Origin of the sequence: Limosilactobacillus mucosae DSM 13345 (assembly GCF_001436025.1) — a bacterium.
In the GTDB taxonomy this organism is placed as follows: Bacteria; Bacillota; Bacilli; order Lactobacillales; family Lactobacillaceae; genus Limosilactobacillus; species Limosilactobacillus mucosae.
The window spans coordinates 22,053-39,130 of record NZ_AZEQ01000001.1 but is presented as its reverse complement, the minus strand read 5'-3'; the positions used below and the strand labels follow the sequence as shown (position 1 = coordinate 39,130).

The 17,078-nt window shown below is 47.0% G+C and carries 19 protein-coding genes; 3 read left to right on the top strand and 16 right to left on the bottom strand.

Going from position 1 to position 17,078, the window contains the following annotated elements; all coding sequences use genetic code 11:
• Window positions 1–183: 183 nt before the first annotated feature.
• The 16 genes from rplA to FC47_RS00130 all read right to left on the bottom strand — a co-directional run bounded on the left by rplA (window position 184) and on the right by FC47_RS00130 (window position 14,426).
• Window positions 184–876, bottom strand: coding sequence for a 50S ribosomal protein L1 (rplA, locus tag FC47_RS00205; RefSeq protein WP_006500486.1), 693 nt, complete (start codon window positions 874–876; stop codon window positions 184–186).
• A gap of 94 nt (window positions 877–970) precedes the next feature.
• A complete protein-coding gene (rplK, locus tag FC47_RS00200) occupies window positions 971–1,396 on the bottom strand; it encodes a 50S ribosomal protein L11 (RefSeq protein ID WP_033934284.1) in 426 nt (141 codons plus the stop codon).
• 144 nt (window positions 1,397–1,540) lie between these two features.
• The gene (nusG, locus tag FC47_RS00195) at window positions 1,541–2,092 is read right to left on the bottom strand and encodes a transcription termination/antitermination protein NusG (RefSeq protein WP_006500488.1); all 552 of its coding nucleotides are present in this window, start codon (window positions 2,090–2,092) and stop codon (window positions 1,541–1,543) included.
• A 114-nt stretch (window positions 2,093–2,206) separates the two neighbouring features.
• Window positions 2,207–2,386 carry a preprotein translocase subunit SecE gene (secE, locus tag FC47_RS00190; RefSeq protein ID WP_006500489.1) on the bottom strand — a complete coding sequence of 60 codons (180 nt, stop codon included), beginning with the start codon at window positions 2,384–2,386 and terminating at the stop codon, window positions 2,207–2,209.
• Window positions 2,387–2,398: 12 nt separating this feature from the next.
• Window positions 2,399–2,548 carry a 50S ribosomal protein L33 gene (rpmG, locus tag FC47_RS00185; protein WP_006500490.1) on the bottom strand — a complete coding sequence of 50 codons (150 nt, stop codon included), beginning with the start codon at window positions 2,546–2,548 and terminating at the stop codon, window positions 2,399–2,401.
• 60 nt (window positions 2,549–2,608) lie between these two features.
• Complete coding sequence (locus tag FC47_RS00180; RefSeq protein ID WP_006500491.1) at window positions 2,609–3,190, bottom strand: RNA polymerase sigma factor; 582 nt, start codon at window positions 3,188–3,190, stop codon at window positions 2,609–2,611.
• Between the two features lie 227 nt (window positions 3,191–3,417).
• Window positions 3,418–4,656, bottom strand: a complete 1,239-nt coding sequence (locus tag FC47_RS00175; protein WP_056967506.1) for an MFS transporter — start codon at window positions 4,654–4,656, stop codon at window positions 3,418–3,420.
• The gene (locus FC47_RS00170) at window positions 4,646–5,956 is read right to left on the bottom strand and encodes an alkaline phosphatase family protein (protein ID WP_039945982.1); all 1,311 of its coding nucleotides are present in this window, start codon (window positions 5,954–5,956) and stop codon (window positions 4,646–4,648) included. The genes FC47_RS00175 and FC47_RS00170 overlap by 11 nt, the downstream gene beginning before the upstream one ends.
• 66 nt (window positions 5,957–6,022) lie before the next feature.
• Window positions 6,023–6,769, bottom strand: a complete 747-nt coding sequence (rlmB, locus tag FC47_RS00165) for a 23S rRNA (guanosine(2251)-2'-O)-methyltransferase RlmB (RefSeq protein ID WP_006500494.1) — start codon at window positions 6,767–6,769, stop codon at window positions 6,023–6,025.
• On the bottom strand, window positions 6,759–7,172 hold the full coding sequence (locus tag FC47_RS00160) for a Mini-ribonuclease 3 (protein ID WP_006500495.1): 414 nt from the start codon (window positions 7,170–7,172) through the stop codon (window positions 6,759–6,761). Before FC47_RS00160 ends, rlmB begins: the two co-directional genes overlap by 11 nt.
• Before the next feature lies 1 nt (window position 7,173).
• Window positions 7,174–8,586 (bottom strand): cysteine--tRNA ligase, encoded by a 1,413-nt coding sequence (cysS, locus tag FC47_RS00155; protein WP_006500496.1) that lies wholly within the window; start codon window positions 8,584–8,586, stop codon window positions 7,174–7,176.
• Between the two features lie 315 nt (window positions 8,587–8,901).
• Entirely contained in the window at window positions 8,902–9,510 is a 609-nt protein-coding gene (locus tag FC47_RS00150; RefSeq protein WP_053069108.1) for a phosphatase PAP2 family protein, read from the bottom strand.
• Between the two features lie 144 nt (window positions 9,511–9,654).
• Complete coding sequence (gene gltX, locus FC47_RS00145) at window positions 9,655–11,154, bottom strand: glutamate--tRNA ligase (protein ID WP_006500498.1); 1,500 nt, start codon at window positions 11,152–11,154, stop codon at window positions 9,655–9,657.
• A 74-nt stretch (window positions 11,155–11,228) separates the two neighbouring features.
• Complete coding sequence (locus FC47_RS00140; RefSeq protein WP_056967505.1) at window positions 11,229–12,425, bottom strand: PIN/TRAM domain-containing protein; 1,197 nt, start codon at window positions 12,423–12,425, stop codon at window positions 11,229–11,231.
• A gap of 46 nt (window positions 12,426–12,471) precedes the next feature.
• On the bottom strand, window positions 12,472–13,848 hold the full coding sequence (radA, locus tag FC47_RS00135) for a DNA repair protein RadA (RefSeq protein ID WP_006500500.1): 1,377 nt from the start codon (window positions 13,846–13,848) through the stop codon (window positions 12,472–12,474).
• A 38-nt stretch (window positions 13,849–13,886) separates the two neighbouring features.
• Window positions 13,887–14,426: a dCTP deaminase/dUTPase family protein gene (locus FC47_RS00130; RefSeq protein ID WP_006500501.1), complete on the bottom strand. Its 540-nt coding sequence runs from the start codon at window positions 14,424–14,426 to the stop codon at window positions 13,887–13,889.
• Window positions 14,427–14,588: 162 nt separating this feature from the next.
• Here FC47_RS00130 and FC47_RS00125 point away from each other — a divergent pair, with 162 nt between their 5' ends.
• The 3 genes from FC47_RS00125 (at window position 14,589) to FC47_RS00115 (ending at window position 17,031) form a co-directional block, all read left to right on the top strand.
• Window positions 14,589–14,888 (top strand): GNAT family N-acetyltransferase, encoded by a 300-nt coding sequence (locus FC47_RS00125; RefSeq protein WP_006500502.1) that lies wholly within the window; start codon window positions 14,589–14,591, stop codon window positions 14,886–14,888.
• Window positions 14,889–14,901: 13 nt separating this feature from the next.
• On the top strand, window positions 14,902–15,582 hold the full coding sequence (gene rpiA, locus FC47_RS00120) for a ribose-5-phosphate isomerase RpiA (protein ID WP_056967504.1): 681 nt from the start codon (window positions 14,902–14,904) through the stop codon (window positions 15,580–15,582).
• A gap of 111 nt (window positions 15,583–15,693) precedes the next feature.
• On the top strand, window positions 15,694–17,031 hold the full coding sequence (locus FC47_RS00115) for a C1 family peptidase (protein ID WP_039945985.1): 1,338 nt from the start codon (window positions 15,694–15,696) through the stop codon (window positions 17,029–17,031).
• The last annotated feature ends 47 nt before the right edge of the window (window positions 17,032–17,078 follow it).

The window sequence follows — 17,078 nt, the reverse complement described above, 5'->3', positions numbered from 1 at the left end:
TTTATCCCGTGGTGAAGCTATTTTGTTACTGCTCGAATCATCTTAACCATTAGGCATCACCTCATTTGGTTGCTACCTTTGCTACATCTATATTATAACATATAATGTTAGCGCTTACATGATTTTGGACAAAAAAAGGTCATCAAAATTATTTGATGACCTTTTCAATTTTGAACCATTGGCTTAGAAACTAGCCAGGTCAATCGTTACGCTAGGACCAAAAGTCGAAGCTACCGAAACGTGCTTGATGTAAGCACCACGAACGGCTGCTGGACGAACCTTAACGATCGTTTCTTCAATCGTCTTCAGGTTTTCAACCAGCTTGTCCGTGTCAAAGGATGCCTTACCGAATGGAACGGCAACGTTGCCGTCACGGTCAGTCCGGTAGGTAACCTTGCCGGCCTTGGATTCAGAAACAGCCTTGGCTACGTCCATCGTAACCGTACCCGTCTTAGGGTTTGGCATCAAGCCCTTAGGACCCAATACCCGACCCAGACGACCAACCAGTGGCATCATGTCTGGCGTTGCGATGGCAACGTCAAAGTCCAGCCAACCGTCTTGAATCTTGTCAACCAGGTCTTGGTCGCCAACGAAGTCTGCACCAGCAGCTTCAGCTTCCTTAGCCTTTTCACCCTTTGCAAACACAACAACGGTTTGGTCTTTACCAGTACCGTTTGGCAGCACTACGGCACCACGCAATTGTTGGTCCGCTTGCTTCGTGTCTACGTTTAAGTTAAATGCAACTTCGAGGGTTGAGTCGAAGTTTGCAAAGTCAATGTCTTTTACTAATTGTACCGCGTCGCTGACAGCGTATTCCTTCTTGGAATCAACCTTCTTCAGGGCGTCTTGGTACTTCTTACCGCGATGTTTAGCCATGTTGATGTTTTCCTCCTTGCAAATGTGGTCTAACGGAGTGTATACCTCCCACTAAGACTGTTCACTTTCATGAATCAGCCCGGTACGAGAAAGCTTAGCCTTCAACGACGAAGCCCATGCTCCGTGCCGTACCTTCGATCATGCGCATCGCTGCTTCAACGTCAGCGGCGTTAAGATCTTGCATCTTAGTTTCGGCGATTTGCTTAACTTGATCCTTGGTTACAGTAGCAACCTTCTTCGTGTTAGGTTCACCGGAACCGTGTTCAACACCAGCAGCCTTCTTCAGCAGTACAGCAGCAGGTGGCGTCTTCGTAATGAATTCAAACGAACGGTCTTCGTATACCGTAATTACAACAGGGATAATCATACCCTTTTGATCAGCAGTCCGTGCGTTGAACTCCTTAGTGAAGCCCATGATGTTAATACCTGCTTGACCAAGTGCAGGACCCACTGGAGGAGCCGGCGTAGCGGCACCTGCAGGGATTTGCAACTTGACAATGTTAGCTACTTTTTTTGCCACGAGACAAAACCTCCTTAGTCCGTGTTGTGGTAATGATGGGGTAGTAAGATTTGCCCCTCCCACTGTATGCGTTAAATAGCATACTCGAGAAGAATACCACTAAATCACTGTTTTTTCAATAGTCAGCTATTAAAAATATCTTAATTATTCGACTGAATCGATTTGATCAAAGCCAACCTCAGCTGAAGTCAGCCGGCCAAACATTTCAATCTCAGCTCGCAGTTTCAGCTTATCATGATCGACTTCGGTTACCTTGCCAACCATGTCAGCAAATGGTCCAGCAATAATCTTAACCGTATCGCCGACTTTAACGTCAATATCAGTACGTGGTGTCTCTTCTGAGTCGTCCATCCGCTTTAAAATGCGATCGACTTCTTCAGGCAGCAGTGGAGTTGGCTTGGAGCCACCACCGTGAGAACCCAAAAAGCCAGTTACGCCTGGAGTATTCCGAGCGATGTACCATGCTTGATCAGTCATAACCATTTCGACTAAGACATAGCCAGGGAAAGTTTTTTCTTCAATTTCCTTAGCTTCACCATCTTTAACCTGACGAACCTTTTCTTCAGGTACGACAACCCGAAAAATATAGTCCTGCATTCCCATTGACTGAGCCCGGGATTCCAAATTGCTCTTAACTCGGTTTTCGTAGCCAGAATACGTGTGCAGCACGTACCAGCGCTTTTCAGTTGATTCCACGTTGTTCCTCCATTTTTGTAAAACCAAAAAAGTTCAAAATAAAAAACCCCGCCTAAAGCGAAGTCTCCTTAACCAAACAGCAGTATACCAGATTCTGTGCAATTTGACCAATAATTAGCCAACAATCAGCAGCATGAACTGGTGCAGCAGCCAGTCAATAATCGCAAAAAAGATAATAAAGAAAATCGTCAGCGAAACTACCGTAGTCGTGTCCCGCCGCGTTTCTTTAGCAGTTGGCCAGACTACCTTATGCATTTCAGCATTGACGTTCTTTACGAATTTTGTAAGTTTCATTGAAATCGTCCCTTATTTTGTTTGTCGATGCAAAGTATATTCACCACAGTGCTTGCAGAACTTGCTTAGTTCCAGACGCGATTCGCGATCAGGCTTGACCGTTATCGTATAGTTGCGCGCACCGCATTTGGTACATTCCAGTGCCGCTTTTTTCTGAGTCATCTGATGCCTCCAATTTTACCTGTCTAGCCTATCATGGACCCAGGTATAAAAGCAACTCACTTAAGCCTGCAAAGCCAAAATCAATTTCTTTCGACACCGTGATAAAGCGGATTGAATCGTACGCTGATGGCAGCCGAATTTTTTGCACAACGCCGGCATGTCCATAAACAGACTGGCTACTAAAACCTCACGTTCAAAATTTGAAAGATCGTAATCTAAAAAGTTTTCAAAAATCAAACGACAATAGATTCGTTCTTCCATTGACTCTTGACTGGCGATTGGCAGCTGATCACTCAGGCTCACCAGACAATCTGCCGGTATTCTCTTTTGGGCACGACACTTACGATACTGACCCTTGGCGAAGTTTTCCAGAGAACGATAGAGATAGTGGCCAAACGATGCATTCTGTTGATCATCATAATGTAAAACGACCTGATAAAGCAGCTGATACATATTTGCAAGCCAATCATGCAAAGACAGATCAGCTGGATGATATTTTTGCCATGCATAGCAAAAAAGTCTTTGATAACTAACGAACAGTTTTTGAATTGCCAGTGGATTGCCACTTTTTGCTTCGCGTAAAATTGCTTTTTCAGCGGCTGACGCTAGAAAATCAGCGTCATCGATTCTCGCTTTCGTCATTTTCTTCCTCTCGTTAACAAATGGATTCGGGTTGCCTTGACTTATCAGTAAACTGATAGAAAAGCAGTGCACCTTTACCTGATGCATTGCCCCGGCGATTTCCGTCTAAGGTCTGCACCCCTGCTTGTTATTTTTAATATACATGATAAGTAAAACGGTTACAAGACATAAATATACTTTCATATATTTACATTTATGCCGTTTTTACTTATAAATGGAAAGTGAAACTAATCTGAAGGTGCAGGCAGTCTCAAAAAGATCAAAAGCCCCACTACAAATAAGACGGCCAATGAGGCAGCTCCCTTGGTTGACTCACCCGTCAACTGCGTAACGATTCCAACCAAAACCGGACCAATAATTGCTGAAAACTTCCCCAAAATATTGTAAAAGCCAAAAAACTCGCTGCTGTTTTCTTTAGGAATCAACTTGCCAAAATAAGAACGACTCAACGCTTGAACCCCGCCCTGACTAGTACCGACCAAAACGGCCAGCAGCCAAAAATCACGCAGCGTCTTTAAATGCAGGGCCTGCAGACAGATAAACAAGTAGACGCAGATCCCCAGCAATAGAGCCCGTCGTGTTGAAGTGCGATTGGCCAGCCAGCCATACCAGATTGAGAACGGAAAGGCAATCAGCTGCACGACTAATAAAACGACCATCAGCATGGTAGTATCAATCCCCATATCGGATCCAATCGAAGTAGCCATCGTAAAAATCGTGTCGACGCCGTCAATATAAAAGAAATACGCAACCAAAAACCAAAATGCGGCTCGATATTGCCGAATATGCCGCATGGTTTTTATCACGCGGGCAAAACTGGCGACAATCGGTTTTTGTTCTTTTGGCACGCTATAGCGTTGATGGGCATTTTTTAGAAACGGCAAGCCAAAAATGATCCACCAAAGGCCAGCCAAGATAAAGCTGAAGCGCGCAATTCCATAATCGTTCAGCCAGCCAAAACCATGACCCAGCTCAACTGTCAAAAAGATCAAAAAAGCCATAACCCCGCCTAGATACCCCATACCGTACCCAGTTGCTGACAGAGCATCGATTTGGCGATAGTCGGCCACATCGGTTAAAAAGCTGTCATAAAAAAGGTTGCCGCCTGAATAGCCGATTGCTGACAAAACATATATGATCAGCAGCCATTGCCAGGCATTTGGCGATAAAGCCCCCAGAATCATCGTCATAATGATACCCAAGCCAGCAAACCAGTTCAGCCAGCGTCGTTTGGCATAAGGATAATCCGCCATTGCCCCTAAAAAAGGCGCTAAAAGCGAAACGACCAAAGTCCCCGCGCTGTTGGCATATCCCCATAATGCCGTTGAGAGCGCGGCTGAGATCCCGTTCTGGTGAGCAGCTGCCTTAAAATATACCGGCAGGACTGCGGTTACGACCAAAATGCCATAGCCCGAATTTGCCCAGTCATAAAAGATCCATTGCCACTGCTGTTTGTTAAATTTCATGTTTCACTTCCTTAAAGATTCCTTTGATCGGCTTGCCGGCAGTTGGTCTGGGATAGCTTAAGCCAAGCAGCTCAGCAAAAGTCGGCCCTTCATCTACCAACTCAGCATGCTCAACCTGGGCTCTTTTTTTGATATCCGGTCCATAAAAAACGGCGGTCGTAAAATAGTCTGGCTTATCGGCCCCATAGCCATGCACGCCACGGTAGCGATCGCTTTTGCCCATCATTGACGGCAAGACCGATTCAACGACGGCCGGGCGCTGGGCCTCATCAGTAAAGTACCAACCGACTTTGGCCTCAACCAAAAAAGTACAGCGCGGATCAGCCCCCAGTTTAACTGCCTGAGCACCGTCATAGATCTTCTCAATTCCCTCAACCCCGGCAATTTCACGTCTGACTTCATCACGATCGATTCCTGACCGCACGTAGACGTAGGTTTCGCCATCGCAGGTTTTGGCCATTACCCGCCAATTGTTTTTAAAGGTTTGCTGGTTCTTAATCGGAGTCAGCCATCCTTTTTTAGCAAACAGCGTATTAAGGTGAATCATCTGGTTGACGTCAATCTGATAATGATCGCCAAGACAGACAAAATTGGTTTGCTCAAACGTTCCAGCATCCTTAGTTGCCAAAATCAGCTGACCAACTCTTTGATCCAAGCGCTGCAGTGCCTGTTTGGCTTGATCTGATCTTACGCCATAGCGATGCCGCATACTGTCCATGTCGACCAGATGAATCAAGGTTAGATCCGGCTTTTTGTGTTTTAACGTCCAGGATGCCATTGCCGTCACAAAATCATCCAGCCAGGGCTGCTTGATTCCTTTGCGCAAATGACCGAATTTATGATTCATCTGATACAAAAACCATGGTGAACTGGCTTTTAATGAAACCAGTACCTGATTGGTCCAGATTCGATTGGGAAAAATCTCAGCTACGTTCCAGTCGATTCGGCTGCCAGCAGTTACCGGCCATAAAAAGGCTGCTGTCTTCAGTCCCGCCAAACGGGCAACGTCATAAAGCGTTGCAGCCTTGATTTCTTTTCGCTGATACCAGTACCAATCTGGCGACTGCCTGGTCGGCTGCAGCTTAGTATTGTTGACGATTCCATGAACTACCGGATATTGGCCAGTAATGATCGATGTGTGCGATGGATAGGTCAAAGTCGGAAAGATTCCACGAACTTTTTTGACCCAGGTCCCCTGTTCAATCAAGCGTGCCAGATTCGGTGTCAGCTCGCGTAGCTCGTTTAGATCGCGAAACCCCATTGAATCGAGAGAAATTACTACCAGTCTGCGTCGTTTCATAAATTAATCACCTCAATTTTTCAATAAAAATAAAACCGCAGTGTCAGCCAACACTGCGGCATGATTTTAAAGCGGATGACGCGAATTAAAGCCTTGGTAGATCAAAAGACTGGCCGCAACACTGGCATTCAGACTCTGAACATGGCCAATCATTGGAATCGTCAGCATCTCATCACATGTTTTTTTCAGCAGCGGCGAAATCCCTTTTCCTTCATTGCCAATTACCAAGGCAACTGGACCCTTAGCATCCCAGCGACGGTAATCGGTTCCCTGCATATCCGTGCCAAACAGCCACAGCCCGCGTTCTTTTAACTCATTGGCCGTCTGTACCAGATTGGTTACCCGCGCCACGGGAACATGCTCAATTGCTCCGGTTGACGTTTTGGCAACGACTGAGGTCAGACCAACAGAACGCCGCTTAGGAATGATCAGGCCATGAACTCCCGCTGCATCAGCCGTTCTAAGAATTGAACCCAGATTATGCGGATCTGCCAGTTCATCTAAAATCAAGAAAAACGGTGCCTCATCATGTTTTTCAGCGTTGGCAAACAGATCGTCAATCGTTGCATACCGGTAAGCCGCTATTGCCAGCGCAACCCCCTGGTGATTTTGGTGATTGGTCATTTGGTCCAGCTTGTTCTTGGGGACGTTTGAAATCACCAAATGCCGCTCCTTGGCCAATTTGACGATCTGACCAATAATATCGGCTTTCAAATCTTTTTGAATAAAAACCTTGTTGATTTCCTGATCAGATTTCAGGGCCATTACTGCTGGGTGACGGCCAATAATAAATTCTGGTTCATCAGTTTTCATGTTTTGTTCTTCCTGTTTCTACTTGCTTAATGCACCATTGCGCCAATTCATTGATTCGCTCAAACTGTCCTGACAGCTGCAGATAGCCAAACAAGGCTTCAAATCCAGTTGACATGCGATACGTCAGAACCGAGGTGTGCTTGGCATGAGTATAGCTGTTGGCATTGCGGCCACGCTTAAAATAGCTCCATTCATCCTCAGTCAAGAGTTCATCGGCTTTCATCAGATCAATCAAAGCTGCTTGTGCTTTGGCTGAAACATAATGAGTAGCTTGGTGCTGCAGACGATTGGGCTTGCTCATTCCTAGTGCCAATAGATGTTGTCGAATAAATACCTCATAGACGGCATCACCCAGATAAGCCAGGGCAATGCCATTTAGTTGCTGATAGTCGGCTTTTTCCATTTTATTCCTTTCTGTAGCGCGTTCCTTGCGGGGTATCTTCCAGAATAATCCCCTGCGCCTTTAACTCATCGCGAATCTGATCGCTTAAGGCAAAGTTCTTAGCAGCCCGTGCCTGATTACGCTTGCTGATCAGATCTTTAATGGCTTGATCATCAATTTCACAATTAGACGTTTCCAAACGTACGCCAAAAATCCCCAGCAGCGCTTCCAGCTCCTGTTTAAGCGTCTTGAGCGCCTCAGCCTTAACGACTGGCTTTTGGGCATAGACGTTGGCATATTTGACCAGCTCATAGACCGTGGCAATCCCGTTTTGGACGTTAATGTCATCATCCATTGCCGTAATGAACTGCTGCGTAAATGCCGCTACTCGCTGAGCAACTTCATCGTCATTGCCATTCTGAGCATCACGCTGGCGATAGGTCAGGTTGTCATAGGTGTTGCGGATATGTTCCAGATTGTTTTGTGCATCCTGCAGATTGGCCTCGCTATATTGAATCGGCCGCCGATACTGAGTGGTTGCCATAAAGAAGCGCAGCACCTGCGGATCAACATGCTTGATGATGTCATGCACCGTAATGAAGTTATGCAGTGACTTGCTCATTTTTTCATTGTCCTTGCCAATCGTGACAAAGCCATTGTGCATCCAATAGCGGACGAACTGCTGACCAGTCTCTGCCTCGCTTTGCGCAATCTCATTTTCATGGTGCGGAAACTGCAGATCCTGACCACCCGCATGAATATCAATCGTTTTGCCTAGGTAGCGCGTTGACATAACCGAGCATTCAATGTGCCAGCCAGGCCGTCCTTGCCCCCATGGCGAATCCCAGTTGATCTCACCTGGTTTGGCAGCTTTCCAAAGCGCAAAATCTAAAGGATCCTCTTTTTGCTGAATCTCTTCAGCTGTAATATGCTCACTGGCGCCGGTTTCCAAATCATCGATCGACTGTCCGGAAAGCTCGCCATAATGCTTAAACTTGCGCGTCCGATAATAAACGTTGCCATCTTTGACATAAGCATAGTCTTTTTCAATCAGGACCTTGATAAAGTCAATGATTTCAGGAATACTTTCTGTCGCGCGTGGTCGCTTGGTAGCTGGTTCTATATTTAAGGCGGCCGTATCTTCCATAAAGGCCTTGATAAACTTGTCGGCCAGCTGAGGAACCGTAATCCCCTGTTCAGCAGCTGCCTTGATCATTTTGTCGTCAACATCGGTAAAGTTGGAGACGTAATTGACCTGATAGCCTTTGAACTCCAAATAGCGACGTACGGTATCAAAGGCAATGGCACTGCGCGCGTTGCCGATATGGATGTAGTTGTAGACCGTGGGACCACAGACGTACATGTTAACAACTCCAGGGTGCAAAGGCTTAAATTCTTCTTTTTTACGGGTAAGCGTATTATAAATAGTCAACATAACGCCGTAATCCCCCTTTAAAAGTAATTGCAATAACAGTATTTTACCACAATTCATTACGATTCCTGGTTGGCGCATTAAAAATAAATTGTTAAGTCTTTGTTCATACTTTTTTCATAAAAGGGTGCTAATATTACGGATGTAGTCAAACGAGATAGCTTGGCTGCAATCAATTTAACCGAAACCTATTATTTTTCAATTACTCCTCCCAATAGTAACCGAAAAATACACATTTTTACGAAATCTCCCCCAAGATCTTCGTAATACTCCTCAAGCAGCGGCTCCCCCGGCCGCTGCTTTTTCTTTTGCCTAATGCTAAAACAGCCTGGTCACCAGCTCAGCCAATGGTGCATACAATCTTCTTAACAGCGCCACCCAGCCGGCAGCCATCACCATCGTACTGAAGACATCGCTTGGATAGTGAGCTCTTAAGACCAATCTGGATGCTGCAACCAACATTAGCCAAACCAGGCCTAAGCTTCCTGTCCATGGCGTCGGCCAAAGTGCCCAGATCATCAGCACCAAAACCGTGGTTCCCAAAACATGTCCGCTGGGAAAGCTATAGCCATCGTCACCTGGCAGATGCTGATCAGGCCGTTTGCGCTTAAAATATAATTTAACGCCAATCCCCAGCGCGTCCAGGCTGCCCAGCGTTGCCAACACCCAAAACGCCGTGATTGAATCAGCAGTCAGCCATAAAACACCGGCTAAGACAAACGCATAGCCGACCGTGAGCTTAGGCTGGCCAATCCAAGCCACGCCGCGCCAAAAGGAACTGTTTTGCCGATTAGGTACCTGATCATGCAGTCTTTGATCCAAATGATAAAAAGCCGGCCAGTATTTTAAAGACCAGCTCATAAAGATCAAGGTCGCCAAGGCTGCCAGCATCTGCAGCGCATCATTTTGTGCGGGAGTGATTCGCATGTCTTCCTCCTTTTGACCTCGCATCATCTTGAATTATCTAAACATTCAAGTCAAATAAAATGGGATCCTGATTCGGTCAAGCCGAATATCGGATCCCATTTTTAGTTTGAGCTAACGCCAAGTTGGTCGTCAGTCATCAAAATCTTAAAGCTTGCCGTTTTCTACCCGGTCAATCATGTCGTCCAGTCGAGCCAGCGTAGCTTTTTGACCAATCAGTTCAATGCTTTCCGGCAGTTGTGGGCCGTGGGTTTCATGCGTAATTGCAATCCGCAGCGGCATCCACAGCTTACGTCCCTTAACCTTGGTATCGTTCTGCACGCCTTTGATGCAGCGCAGAATGGATGTGGCATCCATAAAGTCCAAGGCAGCAATCTTGTCACGGAAATCACGCAGCACTACGGCAACCGTTTCAGCACTCATTTCTTCTTTGGCTTCGTCAGTCAGAATCTGTGGTTCTTCGACAAATGGCTTAGCATATTGAAGAATTTCTTCACCATAAGAGATTTCCCGCTTGAAGATTTCAACGATCCGCCGCATCCATTCGATCTTGTATGGATCAGCATGTTTTTCAATCAAGCCGGCATTGATCAAAAGCGGCATGGCAACATTGAAGACTTCATCAACGTCGGAATTCTTCATGTATTGGTTATTGATCCAGCGCAGCTTCTTGCGGTCAAAGGCAGCCGGCGACTTGGACAGACGCGTTTCATCATACATCTTGACGAATTCTTTGAGCGAGAAGATCTCGTCTTCGCCAACTGGTGACCAGCCCAGCAGAATAATAAAGTTATCCATAGCTTCTGGCAGATATCCCAGGTCGCGGTACTGTTCGATAAACTGCAGCACGGATTCATCACGCTTGGAAAGCTTCTTACCCGTTTCGTTGTTGATAATCAGCGCCATGTGACCAAACTTTGGCGCTTCCCAGCCTAAAGCTTCGTAGATCATCATCTGCTTTGGCGTGTTAGAAACGTGATCATCCCCACGGAAGACGTGGCTGATCTTCATCAGATGATCATCAACGACAACGGCAAAGTTGTAGGTTGGCATACCATCACGCTTCATGATGACAAAGTCGCCGCCAACTGAAGCCGAGTCAAATGACAATGGCCCTTTAACGATATCATCCCAAGCGTACGTGTGATCCTTTGGCACGCGGAAACGAATAACCGGTTTTAGACCTTTTGCTTCAGCATCTGCTTGTGCCTGCTTGATCTCTTCATCAGTCATGCCAGCATATTCATATTCATAATGAGGCATCTGGTGAGCTGCTTTTTGCCGTTCCCGTTGCTCAGCCAGCTCATCTTCGGTCATGTAGGACTTGTAGGCCAGGTCCTTGTCCATCAGTTCCTGAACATACTTTTCATAAATGTCCTTGCGTTCTGATTGACGATATGGACCGTAGTCGCCGCCGATGTCAGGACCTTCATCCCAGTCCAGTCCCATCCACTTCAGATTGTCCAGCTGACTGCGTTCGCCATCCGCGATGTTACGCTTTGTATCAGTATCCTCAATCCGAATGATGAATTTACCATGGTAGTGACGTGCGAACAGGTAGTTGAACAGTGCCGTCCGTGCGTTACCAATGTGCAGGTGTCCAGTCGGGCTAGGCGCATAGCGAACCCGAATTTCGTTTTTTGACAAGTTGTTCCGCCTCTTTCATAAAAATTGAAAATATTTCTATTCTAGTGTACCGTGCAATGCTTAAATTGCAAATACTAGTTTTTGCGATTATTACGATCGTTATTCTTATGATCAGTCTTTTTGGTTGATTCTGCCAATCGTTTCTGATCCTGACGCTCGCTGCCGTCAATGCCATGCGATGACGCTGAATGTACTGGACGCGCGAAGATCATCCGGCCGGCATCAGTCTGCAGCGCACTGGTTACCTCAACGTCCAGCTGCTCATTCATGTAGTAGCGGCCATCTTCAACCACGACCATCGTGCCATCATCCAGATAGGCAACCCCCTGTTGGCGCTCGGTCCCTTTCTTAACGACTACGACCGTCAGCTGTTCACCTGGAATCACGCGTGGCCGCAATGATTTGGCCAGGTTATTGATGTTAAGCACCTGTACGTTTTGGAATTGAATGACCTTGTTTAGATTGTAGTCGTTGGTAACGATCACGCCGTCGACCTTCTTGGCCAGAGCAATCAGCTTTTCATCGACTTCTTTGATATCTTCAAAATCACCTTTATACATCTCAACTGGAACGATCTTTTCGCTGCGTAGCTTGTTTAAGATATCCAAGCCGCGCCGTCCCCGTACGCGCTTGATGCTTTCGCCGGCATCCGCGATATACTGCAGCTCATAAAGTACGAAATTCGGTACCAAAAGCGTTCCTTCCAAAAAGCCAGTCTTGACCAGATCATAAATGCGGCCGTCAATCAGGATGTTGGTATCCAAAATCTTATAGTGATGATAGTTTTCATCTTGACGCTTGATTACCTGAGCTTCTTGATCATCTCGTCCACGCCGCGTTAAAAGCCTGCGCCATTCATCCTGACGCGTGGTTCCCAGATGAAAACCCAGATAGCTGAACAGGATCATCAAAAGTACCGGCAAGACATTGTTGACAACGGGAATACTCAATCGCCACAGCGGAATTGAGATCAAAATCGCCAAGATCAAGCCAAAGATCGTTGAAATCGCCCCAAAGAGCAGATAGGTCAGACTCTTTTTAGTCAGTGCATTTTCTGCCTGTTTCAGCATCTTGATCATCCAGTCAGTCAGCAGCAGTGAAATCAGCCAAAAAACAAGTGCTCCAATCAAAAAATCAATTGCTGACTCAATTGGCCGTGCCAGCTGAACGCCAAGCTGATTGCGCATGGCAATCCAAATCGGTGGTAGATAGTAAAAACCAACTGCTGCCCCCACGATTACGAACAGCAGTCTAATAATTCTCTTTCTCACCTGCAGCCCTCCTTTGATAAATCGTTATGGTGTCGTAATTTCTATTTTACGCTAATGCGAGTCGTAATGCCTCATTTATAGTCGTAACGCCGACCACTTCAATATCAGCTGGCGGATTCCAGCCCTGCAGATTGTTTTTAGGAACCAAAATTCGTTTAAAACCCAGCTTAGCTGCCTCAGCAACGCGCTGCTCAATACGGCTGACACGACGAATCTCACCGGTCAGCCCAACTTCACCGACAAAGGCATCATCAGGACGCGTTCCCTTGTCGCGGTAGCTGGAGGCAATCGCGATGGCAATCGCCAGATCAATCGCCGGTTCATCCAATTTTACGCCCCCGGCTGCCTTAAGATAGGCATCCTGATTCTGCAGCATAAGGTTGGCACGCTTTTCTAAAACTGCCATGATCAAAGAGACCCGATTCCGATTCAAGCCCGTCGCCGTGCGTTGAGCATTGCCAAAGACAGTCGGTGTAACCAGGGCCTGAATCTCAACCAGGATTGGCCGCGTCCCTTCCAAGGAAACCACGACGGCTGAGCCAGTAGCATCCTGGAGTCGCTCTTCCAAAAAGATCTCAGATGGATTTTTGACCTCTGCCAGCCCCGCCGTGCGCATTTCAAAAATTCCCAGTTCATTGGTCGAGCCAAAACGATTCTTAACTGCCCGCAAGATTCGATAGGTATGATGCAGATCGCCTTCAAAGTACAAAACGGTATCAACCATGTGTTCCAAGATTTTAGGCCCTGCCAGCGCGCCGCCTTTAGTAACGTGGCCAACGACAAAAATCGTAATGTTCTTGCTTTTGGCAATCTGCATCAGCTGCGCGGTAACCTCTCTGATCTGCGACACGCTCCCAATCGCACTGTTGACATCGGTTGCCTGCATGGTCTGGACCGAATCGATCACCACGTATTCAGGATTCAGATCGTCAATCGTTGCCCGAATGCTGTCCATACTGGTCTCAGGGTAGATGTAGAAGTCATCGCCGGCTACTGCCAACCGTTCGGCACGCATTTTGATCTGCGCACCGCTTTCTTCGCCCGAAACATACAGGACGGAATGCCCTTCATCGCTGAGCTGGCCCGAAACCTGCAGTAAAAGCGTTGACTTACCGATTCCCGGATCCCCGCCAATCAAAATCAGCGATCCTGGTACAATGCCGCCGCCTAAAACACGATTGAGCTCATTTAGCTTAGTCTTGACGCGCGGCAGCTTTTGCGCATCGATGTCCTTAACGCGCTGCGGTTTGGCAACGATTCCCGTCAAAGTCGACGAATGCCGCGTCGTGCTTTGCGCATTTACCGTCTCGACACGCTCTTCAACCAGAGTATTCCACTGACCGCAGTTGGGGCAGCGACCAAGGTAACGCGGCGAATTATAGCCGCAGTTTTGACAAATATACTGGGTCTTGACTTTCGCCATAGGCATTTCCTTTCTTGATAAAAGCTGGTTAGCTGGAATTATTTTTTAGTTGAGCCAAAGCCGCCTGCCCGATCGTTTTTAGGCATTGACTCATCATCAGCCGTTAAGTATGGCATAAAGATGCCCTGCGCGATTCGCTCGCCTTTTTTTATATGATAGTCAAAGAGCCCATAGTTCAGCAGCTGTACGAAAATCTCGCCTTCATTGGCTGGATTGTTATAGTAGTCAGCATCAATGATTCCAACGCCATTGGGCAGAATCAGTCGCCGCTTTAAGGGACCACTGGAACGATTGAAGAGCATCAGCACCTCATCTGGCTGCATGTAGGCCTTGATTCCAGTAGGCACCAGCACCGGCTTGAGCGCCTGATCACCAGCCGTCAGCTCTTCTTCTCCCGGCTTGGCAGCATGTTTGATGGCATGCAGCGCTTTAAAAAGGCCCTGTTTCCAGATTGAAGGCACCACAAAATCAGCAGCGGCCTCAAAGTCATAGCCAGCTGCCTGCTTGGTTTGCCGCTGCGGCAGGTTTAGGCCGGCATCAGCATACTTGGCAACAATCTCAAATCCTCTTTTTTTCATTTCTTCACCTCTAAAATTCATGCGTTCAGTTTTTATTTTTTAATCGTAACTTATCTTTAAACTTGTCCAGCATTTAATTGTAGCATGTTAATCCTTGACAATCATTTCAGAACCATGGAAAATCAAGTTGGATTAAATTTATTAATGATGGAGGGGACAAAAATGCAATTTGTAACGGAACCGCATCGCATCAGTGCTATCGATGATAATGGCAAATGGGTCGGCGACATCAGCTTTCCGCCAGTTGCCGGCTATCCTGACCGCGTCGTCGCAGAGCGTGTTTTTGTCGCTCCTGAAGGTCGTGGCCATGGACTGGCGGCCGAGCTTACCAAGCGCTTCGTCGATTATGCCCATGAACGCCATCTGACGGTTAAACTGATGTGTCCATATGTTAAAGCGGCATTCCGTGATCATCCGGAATACCAGGATCTGCTATTGCCGGAGGATCGCTTTAATCAATAAAGGAGCGTTCTATATGGACCAAAATGAATTAAAATCGCTTGTTGGCCGAGCTGCAGTTGAATATATCAAAGACGGCATGATCGTTGGCTTGGGGACTGGCTCTACTGTTCGCTACATGGTTGACGCGTTGGGCGAACGCGTTAAAAATGAAGGCTTGAACATCATCGGCGTCACGACCTCCAATCGCACGACCAAACAGGCACAAAGTCTTGGCATCACCATCAAAGACATTGATGAAGTCGACCACATCGACCTTACGATTGATGGCGCAGACGAGATCAGCGATGACTTCCAGGGCATTAAAGGTGGCGGTGGCGCCCTGCTTTGGGAAAAAATCGTTGCCGACATCTCAAAGCATTACATGTGGATCGTTGATGAAAGCAAGATGGTTCACCAGCTGGGGGCCTTCCCACTGCCAGTTGAAGTAATCCCGTTCGGTGCTCAGCATGTCTTTAACAAGCTGGCTGCTAAGGGCTACCAGCCAACTTGGCGGATGGATGGCGATCAGCGCTACCGTACCGATGAAAATGACTACATCATCGATCTGCACCTGGGCAAAATCGATGACCCGCAAGCCATGGCCGAAGAACTGATTCACATGGTTGGCGTTGTTGAGCACGGCTTATTCTTAAACCGAGTCAATGACGTTATCGTTGGTCGGCAAAATGGGCCAGAAATCCTGCATGCCCGCTAATTAAAAAGGCTCAGCCGCGCAGAATGCCCGGCGAGCCTTTTTTGATTACTTTTTTGGCGTGAATCAAACATTCGACTATAATTAAGTCATTATCTTAAAGGAGTGATTTTTTTGAGTTTTGTCATTAATGCCGACCAACTGAAAGATTTCAAGCAAGACTATGCCAACCGTCAAGAGACTCAGATTCTTGAACGAACCGTCGCCAAAAATGGGGTCAAGGCCGCCAGCTTTGACTGGCATGCGATTGCCGACAATGATCAGCACTTCTCAATTGATCTGGCAACCGGTGACGTCGCCGATCAAAAACAGTCGGGACGCTGCTGGCTGTTTGCTGCTTTAAACACGATGCGTCACAACATGCAGAACCGTTTCAATCTGCCGGATGATTTCGAGTTGTCACAATCCTATGCCTTCTTCTGGGACAAGTTCGAAAAGGCCAACTGGTTTTATGAAAACATCATTCAGACTGCCGATCTGGATATTGACGATCGCAAGGTAGCCTGGCTTTTGGATGCACCCCAATCTGATGGCGGTCAATGGGACATGCTGTGTGCATTGATTGAAAAGTATGGGGTCGTACCTAAGTCGGCTCAGCCCGAAACCTACAATTCCAGCCGCTCAAACGAAATCAATGCTGTTTTGAACAATCAATTGCGTCATGATGCCGTAATTCTGCGTCAATTGGTTCATGAACAGGCCAGCGAATCCCAGATCAACGCCACGCGCAAAGAAATGCTCAACACCGTCTACCGCATGCTGGCATATGCTTTTGGTGAACCGGTACAGACCTTTGATTTTGAATATCGGACTAAAAAAGACAAGCAGTTCCATCGCGACAGCAATCTGACACCGGTAGCATTCTTTGATAAGTACGTTGGCTGGGATCTGAGCGAATACGTCTCCATCATTCAGGCACCAACCAAAGACAAGGCCTACCACAAGACCTACACGATCGAGATGTTGGGAAACGTGGTTGGCGGTCGTCAAGTCAAGCACTTAAACCTTTCAATGACGGAATTAAAGGAACTGGCCATCAAGCAGCTGCAAAACGGCGAGAGTGTCTGGTTTGGCTCTGACGTTGTCAAGTATTCCGAAACCAAGCTGGGGATTCTGGCGCTCAACACGTATGGCTATGAAGATCTGTTTGATACAAAGCTGACCATGAGTAAGGCTGACATGCTGGACTATCACCAGTCAATGATGGATCACGCCATGGTCTTGACCGGGGTTGATCTGGTTGATGGCAAGCCAGCCAAATGGAAGGTTGAGAATTCATGGGGACCAAAAGTCGGCGAAAAAGGCTACTTTGTCATGAGTGATGAATGGATGGATCAATACGTCTATCAAATCGTCGTCAATAAAAAATATCTCAGTGATGAACTCAAGGCTGACCAGGCTCAAGAACCAATCGTCCTCAAACCATGGGATCCAATGGGAACTTTGGCCTAACAACGACTTGATAGCTGCAATCAAAAAACTCATTGTCTAATCAGGCA

What these genes read in the sequence shown, in the direction of transcription:
- rplA (WP_006500486.1), bottom strand. Translation starts at nt 876, where the DNA reads ATGGCTAAACATCGCGGTAAGAAGTACCAAGACGCCCTGAAGAAGGTT.
- secE (WP_006500489.1), bottom strand. Translation starts at nt 2,386, where the DNA reads ATGAAACTTACAAAATTCGTAAAGAACGTCAATGCTGAAATGCATAAG.
- rpmG (WP_006500490.1), bottom strand. Translation starts at nt 2,548, where the DNA reads ATGACTCAGAAAAAAGCGGCACTGGAATGTACCAAATGCGGTGCGCGC.
- FC47_RS00180 (WP_006500491.1), bottom strand. Translation starts at nt 3,190, where the DNA reads ATGACGAAAGCGAGAATCGATGACGCTGATTTTCTAGCGTCAGCCGCT.
- FC47_RS00175 (WP_056967506.1), bottom strand. Translation starts at nt 4,656, where the DNA reads ATGAAATTTAACAAACAGCAGTGGCAATGGATCTTTTATGACTGGGCA.
- FC47_RS00170 (WP_039945982.1), bottom strand. Translation starts at nt 5,956, where the DNA reads ATGAAACGACGCAGACTGGTAGTAATTTCTCTCGATTCAATGGGGTTT.
- rlmB (WP_006500494.1), bottom strand. Translation starts at nt 6,769, where the DNA reads ATGAAAACTGATGAACCAGAATTTATTATTGGCCGTCACCCAGCAGTA.
- FC47_RS00160 (WP_006500495.1), bottom strand. Translation starts at nt 7,172, where the DNA reads ATGGAAAAAGCCGACTATCAGCAACTAAATGGCATTGCCCTGGCTTAT.
- cysS (WP_006500496.1), bottom strand. Translation starts at nt 8,586, where the DNA reads ATGTTGACTATTTATAATACGCTTACCCGTAAAAAAGAAGAATTTAAG.
- FC47_RS00150 (WP_053069108.1), bottom strand. Translation starts at nt 9,510, where the DNA reads ATGCGAATCACTCCCGCACAAAATGATGCGCTGCAGATGCTGGCAGCC.
- radA (WP_006500500.1), bottom strand. Translation starts at nt 13,848, where the DNA reads ATGGCGAAAGTCAAGACCCAGTATATTTGTCAAAACTGCGGCTATAAT.
- FC47_RS00130 (WP_006500501.1), bottom strand. Translation starts at nt 14,426, where the DNA reads ATGAAAAAAAGAGGATTTGAGATTGTTGCCAAGTATGCTGATGCCGGC.
- FC47_RS00125 (WP_006500502.1), top strand. Translation starts at nt 14,589, where the DNA reads ATGCAATTTGTAACGGAACCGCATCGCATCAGTGCTATCGATGATAAT.
- rpiA (WP_056967504.1), top strand. Translation starts at nt 14,902, where the DNA reads ATGGACCAAAATGAATTAAAATCGCTTGTTGGCCGAGCTGCAGTTGAA.